Origin of the sequence: Maritimibacter sp. UBA3975 (assembly GCF_002384975.1) — a bacterium.
Classification (GTDB): Bacteria; Pseudomonadota; Alphaproteobacteria; order Rhodobacterales; family Rhodobacteraceae; genus Maritimibacter.
Genome location: NZ_DGCP01000009.1, coordinates 185,013 through 204,521 on the forward strand (window position 1 = coordinate 185,013; position 19,509 = coordinate 204,521).

The 19,509-nt window shown below is 65.2% G+C and carries 13 protein-coding genes and 1 tRNA gene; 5 read left to right on the plus strand and 9 right to left on the minus strand.

What is annotated here, in order from left to right; genetic code table 11:
* Positions 1-75: 75 nt before the first annotated feature.
* Positions 76-9,024, minus strand: a complete 8,949-nt coding sequence (locus B2585_RS05870; RefSeq protein ID WP_292020983.1) for an Ig-like domain-containing protein — start codon at positions 9,022-9,024, stop codon at positions 76-78.
* A gap of 1,035 nt (positions 9,025-10,059) precedes the next feature.
* Positions 10,060-10,145 (minus strand) — tRNA-Leu (locus B2585_RS05875).
* Between the two features lie 169 nt (positions 10,146-10,314).
* Here B2585_RS05875 and B2585_RS05880 point away from each other — a divergent pair.
* Entirely contained in the window at positions 10,315-10,893 is a 579-nt protein-coding gene (locus B2585_RS05880; RefSeq protein WP_292020986.1) for a YqaA family protein, read from the plus strand.
* Positions 10,890-11,354, plus strand: coding sequence for a disulfide bond formation protein B (locus tag B2585_RS05885; protein WP_292020988.1), 465 nt, complete (start codon positions 10,890-10,892; stop codon positions 11,352-11,354). Before B2585_RS05880 ends, B2585_RS05885 begins: the two co-directional genes overlap by 4 nt.
* Positions 11,355-11,473: 119 nt before the next feature.
* Here B2585_RS05885 and B2585_RS05890 read toward each other — a convergent pair whose 3' ends face one another.
* Positions 11,474-12,223, minus strand: coding sequence for an RNA methyltransferase (locus tag B2585_RS05890; RefSeq protein WP_292020989.1), 750 nt, complete (start codon positions 12,221-12,223; stop codon positions 11,474-11,476).
* Positions 12,224-12,269: 46 nt separating this feature from the next.
* On the opposite strand from B2585_RS05890, the gene B2585_RS05895 reads away from it, so the two are divergent.
* Together B2585_RS05895 and B2585_RS05900 are read left to right on the plus strand one after the other, a co-directional pair.
* Positions 12,270-12,608: a TfoX/Sxy family protein gene (locus B2585_RS05895; RefSeq protein WP_292020991.1), complete on the plus strand. Its 339-nt coding sequence runs from the start codon at positions 12,270-12,272 to the stop codon at positions 12,606-12,608.
* A gap of 53 nt (positions 12,609-12,661) precedes the next feature.
* The gene (locus B2585_RS05900) at positions 12,662-13,282 is read left to right on the plus strand and encodes a thiamine phosphate synthase (RefSeq protein WP_292020992.1); all 621 of its coding nucleotides are present in this window, start codon (positions 12,662-12,664) and stop codon (positions 13,280-13,282) included.
* Here B2585_RS05900 and B2585_RS05905 read toward each other — a convergent pair.
* From B2585_RS05905 to B2585_RS05915, 3 genes are all read right to left on the minus strand, one after another.
* Positions 13,279-14,109: a lysophospholipid acyltransferase family protein gene (locus B2585_RS05905; RefSeq protein WP_292020994.1), complete on the minus strand. Its 831-nt coding sequence runs from the start codon at positions 14,107-14,109 to the stop codon at positions 13,279-13,281. The two genes, B2585_RS05900 and B2585_RS05905, sit on opposite strands and share 4 nt — an antisense overlap.
* On the minus strand, positions 14,106-14,891 hold the full coding sequence (locus tag B2585_RS05910; protein ID WP_292020995.1) for a GNAT family N-acetyltransferase: 786 nt from the start codon (positions 14,889-14,891) through the stop codon (positions 14,106-14,108). The genes B2585_RS05905 and B2585_RS05910 overlap by 4 nt, the downstream gene beginning before the upstream one ends.
* A 130-nt stretch (positions 14,892-15,021) precedes the next feature.
* Positions 15,022-15,207, minus strand: coding sequence for a DUF3553 domain-containing protein (locus tag B2585_RS05915; protein WP_292020997.1), 186 nt, complete (start codon positions 15,205-15,207; stop codon positions 15,022-15,024).
* 30 nt (positions 15,208-15,237) lie between these two features.
* Here B2585_RS05915 and B2585_RS05920 point away from each other — a divergent pair, with 30 nt between their 5' ends.
* Positions 15,238-15,825, plus strand: a complete 588-nt coding sequence (locus B2585_RS05920; RefSeq protein WP_292021000.1) for a histidine phosphotransferase family protein — start codon at positions 15,238-15,240, stop codon at positions 15,823-15,825.
* A gap of 132 nt (positions 15,826-15,957) precedes the next feature.
* Here B2585_RS05920 and B2585_RS05925 read toward each other — a convergent pair whose 3' ends face one another.
* The 3 genes from B2585_RS05925 to obgE all read right to left on the minus strand — a co-directional run bounded on the left by B2585_RS05925 (position 15,958) and on the right by obgE (position 19,501).
* Positions 15,958-17,211 (minus strand): glutamate-5-semialdehyde dehydrogenase, encoded by a 1,254-nt coding sequence (locus tag B2585_RS05925; protein ID WP_292021002.1) that lies wholly within the window; start codon positions 17,209-17,211, stop codon positions 15,958-15,960.
* A gap of 143 nt (positions 17,212-17,354) precedes the next feature.
* Positions 17,355-18,458 carry a glutamate 5-kinase gene (gene proB / locus B2585_RS05930; RefSeq protein WP_292022744.1) on the minus strand — a complete coding sequence of 368 codons (1,104 nt, stop codon included), beginning with the start codon at positions 18,456-18,458 and terminating at the stop codon, positions 17,355-17,357.
* Positions 18,455-19,501, minus strand: a complete 1,047-nt coding sequence (obgE, locus tag B2585_RS05935; RefSeq protein WP_292021005.1) for a GTPase ObgE — start codon at positions 19,499-19,501, stop codon at positions 18,455-18,457. Before obgE ends, proB begins: the two co-directional genes overlap by 4 nt.
* Positions 19,502-19,509: the final 8 nt, after the last annotated feature.

The window sequence follows — 19,509 nt, forward strand, 5'->3', positions numbered from 1 at the left end:
CGTCATGCGGACCGGGGGCAGCCCCTCCCCTTCCAGGTCAGGTCGCCCGCCGGGTTACCCCGGCGGGCCGCTGCGTTACTTGCGAAGCATCTTGGCTTCGTGTTTCTTCAGGATCCGGCGGGCCGAGGTGAAGTCCTCGATCCCCTCGCGGGTCTCCAGCTCCGGGAACAGTTCGAACAGTTCCTGACGCTGGGCGTTTCCGATCCCCTTGAGCGAGTAGTCGCCCGGCTGGAAGCTTTCCGACCATGTGCCATCCGACAGCACCACCTCGTGGTGATCGAAGAGGAAGTGGATGTAGGTCACCTCCTTCACGTCCACCACCTGGATGCCGTTGGACACGAGGTGCTTGGCCGAAGCCAGAACCTCACGCTCGTCGAAGTAGAGCGCCGTGCGGTCGTTGGCCACGAGCATCCGGTGGTTCGGCGACACGAGCATGTCGCGCTCCGGAAGTCCGTTTCCAAGGCTCCCCGCCTTGATCAGCACCGGCTTGAGATGCTGCGAGCGGTTGAGCTCCTGCCAGCCCATCGACTTCTGGCCGATCCAGCGAATTTCCTGGATGCCGTTGTCGCGGGTGATGATCCGGTCGCCCTCGCCCAGCTCTTCCACCGGCACTTCGCCCTTCGGCGTCGCGATCAGCGTGCCGGGCGTGAAGCAGGGAACGATGTCCTCGATGTTCACGAAGTTCATCGTGCCGGTCTTGGCTCCGGTCGAGTCGAAGAAGTCGACGAAGCCGTTCTCCGGGTTGCCACCGATACCCTTGGTGATCTGGATCGAACCACCGGTCGGCTTGGTGCCGGTCAGGTCGAGCGTATCGTAGTCGTCGCCACCCTCGCCGCCGTCCACGAAGTCACCCGGTCCGACATTGACGAAGTAGTCCTTGTCGTCGCCGCCGTAGGCTTCGTCCACACCGTCGCCGCCGTCGATGTAGTCCTGGCCCTTGCCGCCGTAGAGTTCATCGTCGCCGTCGCCGCCGTAGATCTCGTCGTCGTCGATCCCGCCGTCGATGTAGTCGTCGCCGGCATCGCCGTAGAGGACGTCGTCGTCATCCTGGCCATAGATCTTGTCGTTGCCGTCACCGCCGCGGATTTCATCGATCCCGTTGTCGGGCCGCGGGTCGAGGAAGGACGGGATCGGGCTCAGCGGATCGTTGGTATCCGCGTCACCGTAGTCGTCCACCGGGTAGGCATCGTCCTCGAGATCGAGGATATCCGGCGTGATCGGGCCGAGCCCGCCCCAGATCTCGTCATCGCCGTCATTGCCTTCGATCGTGTCCGAGCCGTGGCCGCCGATGATGTAATCGTCGCCCTCGCCACCGGTGATCGTGTCGTCGTCGAGACCACCGTCGATGGTGTCGTCGCCGGTCCCGCCGTCGATGACGTCGTCGTCGTCGCCGGTGGTGATCGTGTCGTCACCGGCACCGCCAAAGACCGTGTCCTTGTCGTTGTCCTCGTCGAGGTCATCCGGCACGAGCTGTGCGGGCGTCAGCGGCGAGAACGGCCAGTTCGGAACGGTCTCGCCGGGGGCGAAGCCGTAGTCCGATGCCTCGGTCGGTGCCGAGGTGTCGATGATGTCGTCACCGTCCTCGCCATAGACCGTGTCAGCCCCGTCGCCGGTTGTGACGTCGTCATCGCCGTCGCCGGCATAGACGGTATCGTCACCCTCGTAGGACTCGATGATGTCGTCATCCGGCCCCTTGCCCGGGAAGATATTGTCCCCGGCATCGACCATGTCGCCCTCGGGATCACCGGTGTAGTTCGTGTCGATGAGGTCATCGCCACCGGTGCCTTCCACGATCCCGTCGTTGACCAGCACCGTCACGGTGGCCGTATCGGTCAGCCCGTCTTCGTCCTGGATCGTGTAGTCGATGGTGATGTAGCCATCGACGGCCGGGGTGTAGGTCAGCGTGCCATCCGCATTGATGACCACGGTCCCTTCCGACGGCGTCGCCGCGATCACCTTCAGGTTGGCGTCGTCGCCGTCCGGGTCGGTGTCATTGGCCAGCACGTCGATCGTGACCGTGTCGTTGATCGGCACGTTCGCCGTGTCGTCCGTCGCGACAGGAGCGACCAGCGGGGCGTTGTTCGACGTCACCGAAACAGTGACGTTCGCCGTGTCGGTGTTCCCGTTCCCGTCTGAGATCGTGTAGGTGAACGTGTCGTTGCCCGTGAAGCCGGCATCCGATTGGTAGCCGAACGTCCCGTCCCCGTTGTCAGTAATTGTGCCATTCGACGGATCCGTGCTGTCGATCACCGTCAGCGGATCGCCCTCGGGATCGAAGTCATTTGCCAGCACGTCGATGGTGATCGGCTGTTGCGTGAGTGCCGATGCCTGATCGTCGACCGCGTCGGTGTCGAAGACCGTGCCCACGTTGATCGTGACCGTGGCCGTGTCGGTCGCACCGTTCTCGTCCTGCAGGACGTAAGTGAAGGTGTCGGTCCCGGTGAAGCCGCCATCGGGCACATAAGTGAACACGCCATCCGAATAGCCGGTGATCGTGCCGTTCGACGGATCCGTGTTTGCGATGATAAAGAAGTCGTCGCCTTGGGGATCGGAGTCGTTCGCCAACGCATCGATGTCGACAGATTGTCCGGCATTCGTGTTCGCCGCGTCGTCCAACGCGACGACCGTGTTCTGGTTGCCGCCGTCATCTTGGACGACCACCGTCACCGTGGCGATATCCGTCGCCCCGTTGCCGTCCGAGATAGTGTAGTCGAACGTGTCGGTGCCGGTGTAATCGGCATCCGGCGTGTAGGTCAGCGTGCCGCCCGGCCCGTCGGTGACCGTGCCGTTCGTCGGCTGGTCATAGGCGGTGATGGTGAGCGGATCGTTGTCGGCATCCTCGTCATTGGCGAGGACGTCGATGTTCACCGGCGTGCCTTCCTCGATCACCCGCACATCGTCCTCGGCATCCGGCGCGTCGTTCACCGGGGCCATGTTGACGGTCACGGTCGCCGTGTCGGTGGCGCCCTTGTCGTCGGTCACAGTGTAGGTGAACGAGTCCGTCCCGGTGTAGTCGAGATTCGGCTTGTAGGTCACCGTCCCGTCCGGGTTCAGCGTCGCGGTGCCGTTCGCGGGCGTGCCCACGCTCGTCACCGAGAAGTCGTCGCCCTCGGGGTCCGAGTCGTTCGCCGTCAGGTCCACGATCAGCGTCGAGTCCTCGTCGATGTCATAGCTGTCATCGACCGCATCCACCGTGTTCATCGGACCCACGCCCACCGCGATCGTCACGGTCGCCGTGTCGGTGTTCCCGAAGTCGTCCTCGATCGTGTAGGTGAAGCTGTCCACACCGGTGAAGCCGGTGTCGGGCTGGTAGTCGAAGGTGCCGTCGCCGTTGTCGGTCAAGCTCCCGTTGGACGCGTTGGTGTAGTCGACCACGGTGAACGGATCGCCCTCCGGGTCGCTGTCGTTGGCGACCACGTCGATCGTCACCTCGGTATCCACCGGCGTCGTCGCCGCGTCGTTCACCGCATCCACCGTGTTGCCGTCGTCCTTGACCGTGATGGTCACGACCGCCGTGTCGGTGGCACCCTGGTCGTCCTGGATCGTGTAGCTGAAGCTGTCCACGCCGGTGAAGCCGAAGTCGGCAGTGTAGTCGAACGTGCCGTCGCCGTTGTCGATCAGCGTGCCGTTGGACGGGTTCGTGTTCGCGATCACCGAGAAGGTGTCGCCTTGCGGGTCGCTGTCGTTGGCCAGCACGTCGATCGTCGTCGGTGTGTCCTCGACAACCGTGGCGCTGTCATCGCGGGCGATGACCGAGTTCATCTGGCCGTCGCCGTTCACCACCACCGTCACGGTCGCCGTATCCGTCCCGCCGTTTCCGTCGGAGATCGTGTAGTCGAACGTGTCCGTCCCGGTGAAGTCGTCCATCGGGTCGTAGGTGACCGTGCCGTCGCCGTTGTCGGTGACCGTGCCGAAGCTCGGCGTGGTCACATCCGTCACGGTCAGCGTGTCGCCGTCCACGTCGGTGTCGTTGGCGAGCACGTCGATCACAAGCGGATCGGTATCGTCGGTGACGCGCACGTCATCCTCGGCATCCGGATTGTCGTTCACCGGACCCACGTTGATCGTCACGGTCGCCGTATCGGTGGCGCCCCGGTCGTCGGTCAGCGTGTAGGTGAAGGTATCGACGCCGGTGAAGTCGGCATCGGGCTTGTAGGTTACCATCCCGTCCGCATTGAGCGTCGCCGTTCCGTTCGTGGGCGTGCCCACGGCGGTGACGGAGAAGTCATCGCCCTGCGCGTCGGTGTCGTTGGCCGTCACGTCCACGATCAGCGTCGAGTCCTCGTCGATGTCATAGGCATCGTCCACCGCGTTGGTGGTGTTCTGCCCGCCGTCGCCCTGGACCACGACCGTCACCGTGGCGATATCCGTCGCCCCGTTGCCGTCCGAGATAGTGTAGTCGAACGTGTCGGTGCCGGTGTAATCGGCATCCGGCGTGTAGGTCAGCGTGCCGCCCGGCCCGTCGGTGACCGTGCCGTTCGTCGGCTGGTCATAGGCGGTGATGGTGAGCGGATCGTTGTCGGCATCCTCGTCATTGGCGAGGACGTCGATGTTCACCGGCGTGCCTTCCTCGATGACTGTGATGTCGTCCTCGGCATCCGGCGCGTCATTCACCGGGGCCATGTTGACGGTCACGGTCGCCGTGTCGGTGGCACCTTTGTCGTCCGTCACCGTGTAGGTGAAGCTGTCGGTGCCCGTGTAGTCCTGGTTCGGCTTGTAGGTCACCGTCCCGTCCGGGTTCAGCGTTGCAGTGCCGTTCGCGGGTGTGCCCACGCTCGTCACCGAGAAGTCGTCGCCCTGCGGGTCGCTGTCATTCGCCGTCAGGTCCACGATCAGCGTCGTGTCCTCGTCGATGTCATAGCTGTCATCAACCGCGTCCACCGTGTTCATCGGACCCATGCCGACCGAGACGGTGACCGTCGCGGTATCCGTCGCGCCCTTGTCGTCCTGGATCGTGTAGGTGAATGTGTCCGTCCCGGTGAACCCGGCATCCGGCTGGTAGTCGAAGGTTCCGTCGCCGTTGTCCGTCACAGTGCCGTTCGCGGCATCCGTGTTGGAGATTACCGCGTAGCTGTCGCCCTCCGGATCGCTGTCGTTCGCGAGCACGTCGATCGTGACCTCGGTCCCGGCGGTGGTCGACGCCATGTCGTTGACCGCATCCACCGTGTTCACGCCCTGCTGCGTGACGTTCACCGTCACCGTCGCCGTATCCGTCGCGCCCTTGTCGTCCTGGATCGTGTAGGTGAAGCTGTCCATCCCCGTGTACCCAGCATCCGCCGTGTAGGTGAAGGTCCCGTCGCCATTGTCGACGACCGAGCCGTTGGACGGGTCGGTGTTCGCGATGACCGAGAAGGTGTCCCCCTGCGGGTCGCTGTCGTTGGCCAGCACGTCGATATCGACGACGTTGTCGCCCATCGTGTCGGCACTGTCGTCGCGCGCCACGACCGAGTTCATCTGACCGTCGCCATTCACAACGATGGTCACGGTCGCCGTATCCGTCCCGCCGTTTCCGTCAGAGATCGTGTAGTCGAACGTGTCCGTCCCGGTGAAGTCGTCCATCGGGTCGTAGGTCACAGTGCCGTCGCCATTGTCGGTGACCGTGCCGAAGCTCGGCGTGGTCACATCCGTCACGGTCAGCGGGTCGCCGTCCACATCGGTGTCATTGGCCAGAACGTCGATCACCAGCGGATCGGTGTCGTCGGTGACGCGCACGTCATCCTCGGCATCCGGATTGTCGTTCACCGGTGCCATATCGACAGTCACCGTCGCGGTGTCGGTCGCGCCTTTGTCGTCCGTCACCGTGTAGGTGAAGCTGTCGGTGCCCGTGTAATCCTGGTTGGGCTTGTAGGTCACGGTCCCGTCTGCATTGAGCGTCGCGGTGCCGTTCGCCGGCGTTCCCACGCTGGTCACCGAGAAATCGTCGCCCTGCGGGTCCGAGTCGTTTGCCGTGAGATCCACGATCAGCGTCGTGTCCTCGTCGACGTCATAAGCATCGTCGACGGCATCGACCGTGTTGGCCTGCCCCTCGTTCACGGTCACCGTCACGGTCGCCGTGTCGGTCGCGCCCTGGGAGTCCACGATGGTGTAGGTGAAGGTGTCCACGCCCGTGAAACCGGCGTCCGGGGTATAGGTCAGTTGACCACCGGCATTGGCCGTCACCGTGCCGTTCCCACCATCCGTGAACCCGGAGATCGAGAAGGTGTCGCCTTGCGGGTCGGTGTCGTTGGCCAGAACGTCGATGGTCACCGGCTGCGGCGCCGTCGTCGTGCCGGAATCGTCCACGGCGTCGACCGTGTTGTCGTCCACGTCGCCCACCACGACCGTCACGGTCGCGGTGTCGGTGCCGCCGTTGCCGTCGGAGATGGTGTAGGTGAACGTATCCGTGCCGGTGTAGTCGGCATCCGGTGTGTAGGTCAGCGTGCCGCCGGGTCCGTCCGTGACGTCGCCGTTCGTCGGCTGGGCATAGTCGATCACGGTCAGGGTGTCGCCATCCGGATCGCTGTCGTTGGCCAGCACGTCGATGTCGACCGCGACGCCTTCGTCCGTGAGGGTCACGTCATTCTCGGCGTCCGGATCATCGTCCACCGCGCCCACGTTGATCGTGACGGTCGCCGTGTCGGTCGCGCCCTGATCGTCGGTGATGGTGTAGGTGAAGCTGTCGGTTCCGTTGAAGTCGTCGTTCGGCTTGTACTGCACCGTGCCGTCGCCCAGGAGCGTGGCCGTGCCGTTGGTCGCCGCCCCGACCGACGTGACCGAGAAGTCATCGCCCTGCGGGTCCGAGTCGTTGGCTGTCACATCGACGATGAGCGTGGTGTCCTCGTCGATCGTGTAGGTGTCGTTCACAGCGTCGACCGTGTTGTCGCCGCCATCGTTGACGTTGACCGTCACCGTCGCGGTGTCCGTGCCCCCGTTCCCGTCGGAAATCGTGTAGGTGAAGGTATCCGTCCCGGTGAAGCCCGCATCTGGCGTGTAGGTCACTGTGCCGCCGCCGTTATCCGTCACCGTGCCGTTGGACGGATTCGTCCCGGAGATGATCGTGATCGTGTCGCCGTCGGGATCGCTGTCGTTGCCGAGCAGGTCGATGATCACGGCCTCGTCTTCCGTCGTCGTGGCGGTGTCGTCCACCGCGTCCGGATCGTCGTTCCCTCCGTCGGTGATGATTTCTTCGATCTGGCTGAAGCTCAGCGTCTGGCCATCCTCGAAGACCACCGTGCCCTTGAAGGCATCCGCGTCGGTCTCATCCGCCGTGGCATTGATCGTGACGGGCCCCGCACCGGTGAGGTCGAGCACGTCGTAATCCGTGTTCTGGTCCGGGCCGTTGCCGCCCACGACCTTGTCGTTCGCGGCATCGTCGGCATTGTCCACGATGAACGTGTCGTCGCCGTCGCCGCCGTAGGACTCGTCGCTTCCCTCGCCGCCGGTAAGGGTATCGTCGCCGTCCTCACCATAGATCAGGTCGTCGCCCTCACCGCCGAGGATCGTGTCATTGCCCGCGGTGCCGGGATCACAATCGCCGCCATCGGTCGTGTAGACCAGGTTGTCGATCGCGGCCGAGCCCACGAGGGTCACGGTCATCTTGGACACGCCGTCGACGTTGATCGACGCGACCTTCTGGCCTTCCGCCGCGGTCGGATCGACCGTCTGCGTGCCGGTGAGGTTGCCGTCAGCATCGTAGAAACGCAGCGTCGCCGGGCCTTCGTCGTTGTCGAGGAAGGTCAGGCTGTCCACGCGCACGTCGCCTTCGAAGTCGAAGATGTAGGTGCCGCCGCCCTGGTTGTCGTCAGGATCGTTGGAATCCCCGTCCTCGGACAGGATCAGCACGTTGCCGAGGTTGTCGGTGGCGAGGTCGTCGTCACCGCCGGTCGGGTTGTCCGTGTCGAAGATCATCGCCGGATTCGCGCCCGAGGCGGACGAGATCGTCACGCCGTCATACTGCCCCGACACGATGTCGCCGGACGACAGGTCGTTGAAGTCGATGGTCACGGTCTGCGGGCCGGTCGTGCCGTCCTGGCCGTGATCGCCGTAGAGCACGTCGTCGCCGCCGTTGCCCTCGATGTAGTCGTCGCCGCCTTCGCCATAGATGGTGTCGTTGCCAGCACCGCCGAGAAGCGTGTCGTCGCCCGCATTCGCGGTCACGTCGCAGTCGCCGCCGTCCACGTCGCCCTCACGGGTTTCGCTGTCGCCACGGATCATGTCGTCGCCGTCGCCGCCTTCGACGTAATCGTCGCCGTCGCCCGCGTAGACCTCGTCATCGCCATCGCCCGCGAGGATCGTGTCGTCGCCGCCCATCGCATAGACGATGTCGTCGTCGCCGCTCTCGCCCGGCAGGATCGCGTCGTCATTGTCGATCATGTCGCCATGCGGATCGCCGTCGTAATTCTCGTCGATCAGGTCGCCGTCGTCGTCGTTCTGGACGATCCCGTCGAGGTCGCCGCCGCCATCGGGGTCGCAGTTGAAGCCCATGTCGGTCAGGCGGACCACGCCGCTTTCGTCGTCTTCCCCGCCGCTCTCGTGCACGATGACCAGCTTCACGACCGGACCCGCGACCTTGACGGTCACGTTGTCGCGCGAGGTTTCGCCGTATTCGTCGAGGTGTGCGTTCCCTTCGACCGAGTTGCCGTCCACCTCGTGCGAGGAATGGAGGTCCGAGAAGTCGACGTCCAGCAGCTCGCCGTTCGGCCCATAGGCGTAGACGGTGACCTTGTCGTCGAAATCGTGCTTGCCCTTGTAGGTGTCGAGCTTGCTGTCCACGTCCTCGATCTGGAAGTTGAGGTCGGTGACCGCCTGACCGAACTCGATGGTCGTCTCGTTCGAGGTCTTCACGTTGTCCGCGCTCTCGAGCTTGCCCTGGTCGAGCGTGAATTGCTCGCCGGCGCCGTTCTGCGGCGTGGAGACGGAGACCATGACGTCCTGGTTCCCCAGCGAGGACACGAGCGAGGCAGATCCGTCCGCGCCGGTGAGATCCCAGTCGAGGCGGTATTCGCCGGTCGGCTGCCAGTTGGAAGTGTTATTCGAGTAGGTCATTTCACTTGTTCCCTTGCTCAAGTCCGCGGCGGGCGTGGCTGTTGGCAGCTCCGGTACGCGCAATGATTTCAATCCGATCCGAGTCCGAACCGGATTGGTCGTCGCTCAATTCGTTTGGTTGGAATAGCCGAACGCCGAAGGCGCCCGTGCGCGTTGCACAGGCGATCTGTCTGAAATCGGTCAAAGACGTCATGTCTTGTCTGTCCCCTCACCTTAGGCGTTCGTTCCTACCCAAGCGTCGAGCGACATCGCGTAGCCACGGGATAACCGCACACATCTTGGTCACACCTGCCGAATGAGGAGAGAGCGGGCCCGTTCGGGACCCGGCAGGCCTGGCGCTTCATGTGGAACCCCCCGATCCCGCACGCATCGCCCGCACTGCTTGCTGACCACCCAACAGAGCAGTCGGCACACACCTCTACCCCACAGCAAACCGTGGTTTCGTGTGCGGCCGCCCCCGTGGCCTTCAGACATCGCCCCCCAGTTGGGCAAGATTGAAGGTAGCCCCGGACCGGTGTCCAAAAAAGGGAATTCTCAGGAAATCACATCGGCGTGCGCGCCGCATTGGTTAATACTTCATCACCAAGATCGCGCGGCACATGGGTGAGGATACCCCCCATGTTTCCGATTGCGGAACAATTACAACCATTACGGGTATGCGAAACCGGCAGTCTCACCTAGTTATCCACAGGAATTGTTGACTTATCCCCAGATCGCGCCGAAATCGGGCGCAAATCCCGCTGATTTTTGTTTCCCTAACGACAACAGTAGAATTCAGCGCCCGATGAGTTGTCGCGCTGTGGAGCGACCGTCGATCAACCAAGTGCCTGACTTGGTTAACGTTCTCATTTCGGCGTCAATCCCACCGAATCCGCAGAATAAATGCGGATCGGGGAAATCAGGACCTTAAAAAAACCCGAATCAACCGCAGGGATTTGAGTCGGTTGGCCCGTTCAGCACAACCATCCGGGCGGTTCGGCCAGACCCATGCGCATGCGTGAACAATCGACCGTCGGGTCGCGATGGAGAGAAAAGTGGTGCCCGAGGTCGGACTCGAACCGACACGATATTGCTACCGGGGGATTTTGAATCCCCTGCGTCTACCATTCCGCCACTCGGGCACGGGGCACCGTCTAGCCGCGCGGGGCGTCTCCGTCAACGGCGCACGAACGCGCCTGCGCACTGCGCGGCCCTCACGCGCCGGTGACACGCGCGACACCGCAAAGCGCCCCGATCTGCTTGACCCCCGCCCGGTTTTGGGTGCTTGTGTTCGGCAAAAAGGGGCCGGGCATGTTGAGACGACTTTACGACTGGACCATTGGTCTTGCGCAATCGCCTTACGCGCTTTGGGGGCTGGCTCTGGTGGCCTTCCTCGAAAGCTCGGTCTTTCCGATTCCGCCCGATATCCTGATGATCCCGATGATCATCGCCGCCCCGCGCCGGGCCTTCCTGATCGCCGGCGTCGCGCTTGTGTCCTCTGTCGCGGGCGGAGTCGCGGGCTACTACATCGGCTGGGGCCTGTTCGAGTCGGTGGGCCGCCCGGTACTCGAGTTCTATGGCAAGGACGCCTATTTCGACGAATTCGCCGTGCGCTATAACGAATGGGGCGCGTGGATGGTGCTGATCGCGGGCGTGACGCCCTTCCCCTACAAGGTCATCACGATTCTGTCGGGCTCCACCGGGCTTAACTTCGGCGTCTTCATGATCGCGTCGGTGATTGCCCGGGGGCTGCGCTTCTTCGTGGTCGCGGGCCTGCTTTGGAAATTCGGCGAGCCGATCCGCGACTTCATCGAGAAGCGCCTGACCCTGATGTTCACGCTTCTGGTCGTGCTGCTGATCGGCGGTTTTTATGTGGTGAGATACCTATGACCCTGACCTGGAAACACTACGCGCTCATCGCGACCGTGGGCTCGATCGCCCTGCTTGGCGGTGCCTTCATCTTTCAGGCGCTCGGCTACGCGCCCTGCAAGATGTGCTACTGGCAGCGCTATCCCCATGCCGTTGCCATCGTCATCGGTGCGCTCGCCCTCGCCCTCGGGCGGCGCTGGCTGTGCTGGTTCGGCGCGCTTGCTGCGGCCACCACCGGGGGGATCGGGATCTTTCACTCGGGCGTCGAGCGCGGGCTGTGGGAAGGTCCGGCAAGCTGCACGGGCGGGCCCACCGCCGGGTTGTCCGCTGAAGACCTGATGAACCAGATCATGTCGGCGCCCCTCGTGCGCTGCGATGAAATCCCGTGGGAACTGCTGGGCGTGACGATGGCCAATCTGAACGCGCTGATCTCGCTCGGTCTTGCCGTGGTCTGGGTCATCGCGGCGCGGCGTCCGGCCTGACATCGAACCGGGCCTGCGCCCGGTCCGACCAGGGCGGGGGCTCTGCCCCCGCACCCCACGATCAAGCGGGGGCTCTGCCCCCGCACCCCCGGGATATTTCGGACCGGAAAGACGGGGCGTCAGTCGCCCAGCTTGCGGAAGATCTGCCGGATCATCCCGTGAAACATCTGCACATCCGCCCGGGTGAGCGGCAGACGCGTCCAGGCGTTGCGCAGCACCACCTTCATCCCCGCCGCCTTCGTCTCGGGAAAGAAGTAGCCCACCTCGTCCAGCCGCTGTTCATAGTGGTTGGCCAGCGCCTCGACCTCGGCATGGGTGGCAAAATCGGTCTTGGCGAGATTGACCACCTCCGGCGCCGCCTCGATCGTCTGGCGGCCGTATTCATAGGCGGTGAGCAGCACGGACTGGCCAAGGTTCAGCGAGGCGAACTCCGGATTGACCGGGACCGTGATGATCGCGTTGGCCCGGCTCACATCCTCGTTCTCTAGCCCGGCGCGTTCCGGGCCGAAGAGCACCGCGACCTTCTTGCCCTCCGCCCGCATCGCGCGCGCCTCTTCCATCGCCCGCTCCGGCGTGCGCACCGGCTTGGCAAGCTCGCGCGCCCGCGCCGTGGTGGCATAGACGTAATCGCAATCGGCCAGAGCGCCCGCGAGGTCGTCATGCACCCTCGCCGCGTCCAGCACCCGCCCCGCGCCCGAGGCCATCGCCACCGCTTTCGGGTTCGGCCAGCCATCGCGCGGGGCCACGATCCGCATCCGCTCCAGCCCGAAATTCAGCATCGCGCGCGCGGCGGCGCCGATGTTCTCGCCCATCTGCGGGCGCACCAATACGAAGACCGGCTGCGGTCCTGTTTCACCTTCGTCGCTCATGGCGGCCGTGTTACGCTGTGCGCGCGAGGCGGGCAAGGAGGGTCGGATGGCGTATGACGACGGCGAGGCGGAAATCCTGCGCACCGACCTTGGCGGGCTCGCGGGCCTGAGCGAACAGGCGATGTTCGGCGGCCTGTGCTTCTTTCAGAACGGTCACATGATCGGCGGCGTGCGCCGCGCGTCCGAAGGCGGCGCGCTGTTTCGCGTGGGCAAGGAAAACGCCCCGGCCGCCCTCGCCCTCGACGGCGTGACCCCGATGGTCATGGGCGCGCGCACGATGGGTGGCTTCGTATCCATTAGCAGCGACGGGCTGGCCGACGACCTGTTGCGCACGAAGCTGCTCGACATGGCCCTGAGCTTCATTGCGACCCTGCCACCGAAGTAGCCTTTCGCGCCAAACGCTTGTAGAACACCGCGACTCGCAACCGAGGACGCCACATGGCCGATACCGACCTGCCCCAGCTTTATCTCGTGACCCCGCCGCAGGTGGAGCTCTCGACCTTCCCCGACCAACTCGCGCGCACGCTCGACGCCGTCGAGATCGCCTGTCTCCGGCTGGAACTCGCCACACGCGACGAGGATGCGATCGCGCGCGCGGCGGATGCCTGCCGCGAGGTGGCGCACGCCCGCGACGTGGCCTTCGTCATCACCGATCATGTGCTGATGGTCGAACGCCTCGGCCTCGACGGCGTGCATTTCACCGATGGCGCGCGCCATGTTCGCAAGACGCGCAAGGATCTGGGCAAGGATGCCATCGTCGGCGCCTTCTGCGCCGCGTCGCGCCATGACGGGCTCACGGCGGGCGAACAGGGCGCCGATTACGTCAGCTTCGGGCCGGTGGGAACGACCGGTCTGGGCGACGGCACCGCCGCCGAACGCGAGCTTTTCGACTGGTGGTCGCAGATGATCGAAGTGCCGGTGGTGGCCGAAGGGGCGCTGACCGAAGCGGTCGTGCGCGACTTCTCCCCGGTCACCGATTTCTTCTCGCTGGGCGAGGAGATCTGGACCGCCGAAGATCCGGTGGCCGCGCTCACCGCACTGGCCGCCGCACGCCACTAACCCGCGAGAGACTCCAGCACCGGACCACGCACCGCCGCCTCGCAATGGGCGGCGAGCGTCTTGCGGTTGGCGAAATCCGCCACCCGCACCGGGTCGTGATAGGTCAGTTCCACCCGCCCCTGCGGAAAGGTGCCCAGCACTGCAAGCAGATGGGGGCCAAGGTCCATGTCCCCCCACCAGCCGTAAAACCGCGCATCGCGCCCGCGCGGCGCATGATAGACCACGCTCACCGGCTGAACCCGCATCGTCTCGCGCAGCGCATCGTCGAAAAAGGCCGCGAAAAGCGTCGTCTTGAAGGTGAGCACGCGGCGGCTGTCCGTCGACGTACCCTCGGGAAAGAACAAAAGCCGGTGACCCAGCGCCAGACGCCTGCGAAACACTTCGACCTGCCCGCGCGCCTCGCGCCGGTCGCGCCGGATGAACACCGTCCCGGTCGCCTTGGCCAGCAGCGAGATACCGGGCCAGTCCGCCACCTCGGCCTTGGATACGAAATAGATCCGCTTCGGCGCGTTGAGCGCAAAGATATCGAGCCATGAGGAATGGTTGGCCACCACCGCCCCCGGCCCCCGCATCGGCGTGCCGCGCACGGTCAGGCCAAGCCCCATCAGCGCCAGAACCGACAGGCACACGGCCCGCGTGATCGTGGGCGTGACCGGCCGCCCCTCACCCGCGACGAGCCGCTCGAACGGGCGCACGAGCGCGGTGAGCAAAAGGCCCACGAGCAGAACAAGGATCACCGGAACACCCCGCACCACGGCAATGACCCAGCCCAGCGGCCCGACCGACAGGTCCGGCTTGGGGGCCACGTCGTCCCAGGTGTCGCTCACGCAGAAGCCTCGCGCCGGGCCAGACGCTCGTACATCGCGCGTTGCTTGGCGGGCACCTTGGCCATGTCCACGATGATGCAGACATCCGTGGTGTTGAAGGCCGCGTCCACAAAGGCCCCGTCCCCGATCACGCCGCCCAGCCGAAGGTAGGCCTTGATGAGCGCCGGCATCGCCTTCATCGCCGCCTTCTCGTCGATCTCGGCCGGATCCATGAGGTCCGCGGACTCATAGAATTCGTCCAGCACCCGCGTGCGCAACTCCGGCGGCGCAAGATGGTTGTGATGCAGATGCGCCAGCGGTAGCCGGATCGCGTCAAGGTCGGTGCCGTGGAAACTCGCCACCCCGAACATCACGTCGATCCCATGCGCATCCGAATAGTTCATCAGCCCGACCCAGAGCTGCGGAAGCGCCGAGCCCCCCCGGTAGTCCGGATGCACGCAGGACCGCCCGAGCTCGAGCAGCTTGCGCCCGCAGGTCTTGAGCGGTGTCAGATCGTATTCGGAATCGGTGTAGTAACGCCCCAGCGCCTCCGCCTGATCGTCGCGCATGACGCGGTAAGCCCCGACGGCCTGATCGCCCTCGGCACGCGCGCGGTCGTAAAGGATCAGATGGTCGAAATACCTGTCGAACTCGTCGCGCTCGAGCCGGTTTTCATGGTCCACATCGACCCCGTCACCGCCCAGCTCCTCGACAAAGACCTGATAGCGCAAACGTTGAGCGTCGCGAACATCGTCCTCTGTCTCGGCTATGAGAAGCTCGTAGCGGGGACTGCTGTCGGACATCGGCGGCGCGCTCCTGGTTCTGTGACCGGGTTCTAGGGTTCGTGGCGGCGATTGGCAACAGCAGCCTGCGCCGCCGGTTTGACTCGCGCACTGGTTGTGATAGCTTCCGGTCAGTCCCGCCTAAGGCGCGTCACTCGTCGTCGAACACGGGGCTCAGATCGACCCGGGAGACATCGATGACCTGCTTGCCCGCATGTTCGAAATTCACCGTGACCTTGCCGCCGATGTTGGACTGCACCTGTCCCAGCCCCCAGTGGGGCTGGCTGGGCATCCGCACGAGCATACCGGGTTCGAGAAGCGAGGCGAAGGGGTCCATGATCGTTCCTGCCTTTCGGGGTCGTGCCTGATGTCGGACAAGGACGACCTGGTCGCGCTCATCGGATCGCGGATCTGCCACGATCTCGCCAGCCCCCTCGGGGCCATCGGCAACGGGATCGAGCTTATGACGCTCACCGGGGCCGGGGAAACCCCCGAAATGGCCCTGATCCATGAGAGCCTTGCCAATGCCCAGGGCCGCATCCGGTTCTTCCGCATCGCCTTCGGCGCGGCAGAGCCCGGCGCGCTTGTACGCGCAGGTGACATCGCCGAGGCACTCGCAGGCAGCGAACGCAAGGCGCAGGTGGACTGGCGGGTTCCGGGCGACCTGCCCCGGCGTGACGCGAAACGCGTGCTCCTCGCCGTGAACTGCCTCGATGCCGCGATGCCCTACGGCGGAACGGTCACCGTGACGCAGGCGGGCGACGACCTCACCATCACCGGCACGGCCGAGCGCCTGCGCGTGGAACCCGAGCTCTGGTCGCTCTTGTCCGCGCCGGCCGCCGATCCCGTCGCCCCGGCCCGCATCCAGTTTGCCCTCCTGCCGACCGAAGCCCTCGCACAGGGCCGCAGGCTCACGGTCGACCTGGACGAGACGCAGATCACAATCCGGGTCTGATCTTCTTCGGTCCTCAAATACCTCGGGGAGGTGCGGAGGGGCAGCGCCCCTCCGCCTGCCGCGACGACCTGCGCGTCAGCGCAGGACGGCGCAAGACCTGCGCGCGCGTCAGCGCGCACCATGTCGCAACGCTCAGGGCCGGGTCGTGCCGTCGCCTTCGACGATGTACTTGAACGACGTCAGTTGCTCCGCCCCCACCGGCCCGCGCGCATGCATCTTGCCGGTGGCGATCCCGATCTCTGCCCCCATCCCGAACTCCCCGCCATCGGCGAACTGGGTCGAGGCATTGCGCATCAGGATCGCGCTGTCGATACGCTCGAAAAAGCGGGCCGCCGCCGCATCGTCCTCGGTTAGGATCGCGTCGGTATGGGCCGAGGAATAGGTGCGGATATGGTCGATCGCGGCGTCGAGGTCATCCACCACCTTCGCCGCGATGATGGAATCGAGGTACTCGGTCCCCCAGTCCTCGTCGGTCGCGGCGACCGTGCCGGTCAGCCCCGTGCCTGCGCGCACCTCGACACCTGCTTCCATGAGCGCGTCGATCACCGTCTGCCCCAGCTCCACCGCATCGCGGTGAACGAGCAGGCATTCGGCCGCGCCACAGATACCGGTGCGCCGGGTCTTGGCGTTGATGACCACGTCCATCGTCTTCTGCGGATCGGCGGCCTTGTCGATATAGACATGCACGATCCCCTCCAGATGGGCGAAGACCGGCACCCGCGCCTCGCGCTGCACGAGACCGACGAGGCCTTTGCCCCCGCGCGGCACGATCACGTCGACATAGTCGGTCATGGTCAGAAGCGCGCGCACCGCTTCGCGGTCACGGGTCGGCACAAGCTGGATCGCCTCTTCGGGCAGACTGGCGGCGACAAGCCCCTCGACCAGACAGGCATGAATCGCGCCCGACGAATGAAAACTCTCGGACCCGCCGCGCAGGATCACGGCATTGCCGGATTTGAGGCACAGCGCCCCCGCATCCGCCGTCACGTTCGGGCGGCTTTCATAGATCACGCCGATCACGCCCAGCGGCGTGCGCACGCGCTTGATATGCAGGCCCGACGGCCGGTCCCACTCCGACAGCACCGCGCCCACGGGGTCGTCCTGCGCCGCCACGGCGCGCAGCCCGTCGCACATGCCCTGAATTCGCGCTTCGTCCAGCATCAGCCGGTCCATCATGGCCGGCGTCAGACCCTTCTCGCGGCCATAGTCGAGATCCTTCGCGTTGGCCGCGACGATCTCCTCGCGCCGCGCCCAGACCGCGTCCGCCGCCGCCTCGAGCGCATGCCGCTTGGCCTCCGATGGCGCAAAGGCCAGCTCCTGAGCGGCGGCCTTGGCCTTGCGGCCCAGCTCCTGCATCAGCGCGGGGATGTTCTCTGCGTCTTTCATCGGTGCCTCCAGATCGGTGCGGGAGTGATACGCCCAAGGCGGGGCCGCGTCAAAACCTGATGTCGCAATCCACAGCGGAGCGCGCACATGAGGTGTCCGTTCTTCCCGGTGTGCCGAACCGAAAAGCCCGCAGACCGCTCAGCCTAAAGCGCCATGTCGTCCCGGTGAATAAGCGCCGCGCGCCCCGGATAGCCCAGCGTCGCCTCGATGTCGGTCGACCGCTTGCCCGCCAGCAATCGCGCCTCGTCCGAGGTGTAGCGGCACAGCCCGGCCCCGATGTGCGCCCCGCCCGGCCCGAGGATTTCCACCGGTTCCCCGCGCCCGAACCGACCCGTCACATGGGTCACGCCCGCTGGCAAAAGTGACTTTCCGCGACCCAACGCCGCTGCCGCACCCGCGTCCAGTGTCACCGTCCCCTTGGGCTTCATCGACCCGATCCAGTGCTTGCGCGCCGCGCTCGGGTCTTGGCGCGCAACGAACAACGTGGCGCGCGCGCCGTCTTCCAGCGCAGACAGGGGGCCCATGACGCTCCCCTCGGTGATGATCAGCGAACACCCCGCCGCCATCGCGGTCTGGGCCGCGAGAAGCTTGGTCTTCATCCCGCCCTTCGACAGGCCCGTGCCGGCATCCCCCGCCATCGCCATCAGCTCCGGCGTGATCTCCTCGACCACCGGGTAATGGCGCGCATCCGGGTCCAGCCTGGGGTTTCCTGAATAGAACCCATCCACATCCGACAGCAGGACCGTCATGTCCGCCCCCACCGTCACCGCCACCTGCGCGGCGAGCCGGTCGTTGTCGCCGTAGCGAATTTCGTCCGTCGCCACCGTGTCATTCTCGTTCACGATGGGCACCACGCCGAAGGTCAGAAGCTGCTCCAACGTCGCGCGGGAGTTGAGGTAGCGCCGCCGGTCCGCGCTGTCCTCCAGCGTGACCAGCACCTGACCGGTGGTGATCCCTTTGGGCGCAAGCACCTCTTCATAAGCCCGCGCGAGCCGAATCTGCCCCACGGCCGCAGCCGCCTGCGATTGCTCCAGCGCGAGGCTCCCGGCAGGCAAGCCCAGAACACCGCGCCCCAGCGCGATGGACCCGGACGACACCAGCACCACGTCCGTGCCCCGCGCCTTGAGCCGCACGACGTCCTCCGCCAACCCGGCCAGCCAATCGGATTTCAGGGCGCCGGTGGACGTGTCGACCAGAAGCGCAGAGCCGATCTTGATGACCAGCCGACGCGCTTCGCTCAGGCTCAGGGTTGCCAAGGCTTTTCGTCCTCCTCGGCTTCCTCCGCCTTCTTGCGGCGGAACCGGTCGGCGCCGATCTCGGCCTTGAGCGCGCGCAGCACCTGGGTCACGCCCTCCTTGGCGACACCGGACATCTCATAGACCGTGCCACCGGTGGCCGCTTCCAGCGCGGCGCGCTTTTCTTCGCGTTCCTCGTCGAGCAGCGCGTCGATCTTGTTCAGCACCGTCACACGCGGCTTGTCCGCAAGGACACCGCCATAAGCCTCGAGTTCATGGATGATGGTCGCGTAATCGCCCACCACATCCTCGACCGTGCCATCGACAAGATGCATGAGCACCGCGCAGCGCTCGACATGGCCGAGGAAGGTGTCGCCCAGCCCCCGCCCCTCATGCGCGCCTTCGATCAGGCCGGGAATGTCCGCCACGACGAATTCCACGTTGTCCACGCCCACGACCCCAAGGTTTGGAACCAGCGTGGTGAAGGGATAATCCGCGATCTTGGGCCGCGCGTTCGAGGTCGCAGCGAGGAAGGTGGACTTGCCCGCATTGGGCAGGCCCAGAAGCCCCACATCCGCGATCAGCTTGAGCCGCAGCCAGATCGTACGCTCCACGCCCTGCTGGCCGGAGTTGGCCCGGCGCGGCGCCTGATTGGTGGCGGTCTTGAAATGCAGGTTGCCGAAGCCGCCGTTGCCGCCCTTGGCGATGACAAGGCGCTCGCCCACCTCGGTCATGTCGGCAATCACCGTTTCCTCGTCTTCATCGAGGATCTCGGTGCCGACCGGCACGCGCAGAACGATGTCGTCGCCCGACTTGCCGGTGCGCTGGTTGCCCATGCCGGGCTGGCCGTTCCTGGCGAAGAAGTGCTGCTGATAGCGGAAGTCGATAAGCGTGTTCAGCCCCTCGACCACCTCGATCACCACGTCTCCGCCACGCCCCCCGTCGCCGCCGTCAGGCCCGCCGTATTCGATGAACTTCTCGCGCCGAAACGAGATACACCCGTTCCCACCGCTTCCCGAGCGGATGTAGACCTTTGCGAGATCGAGAAATTTCATGGGTCCGG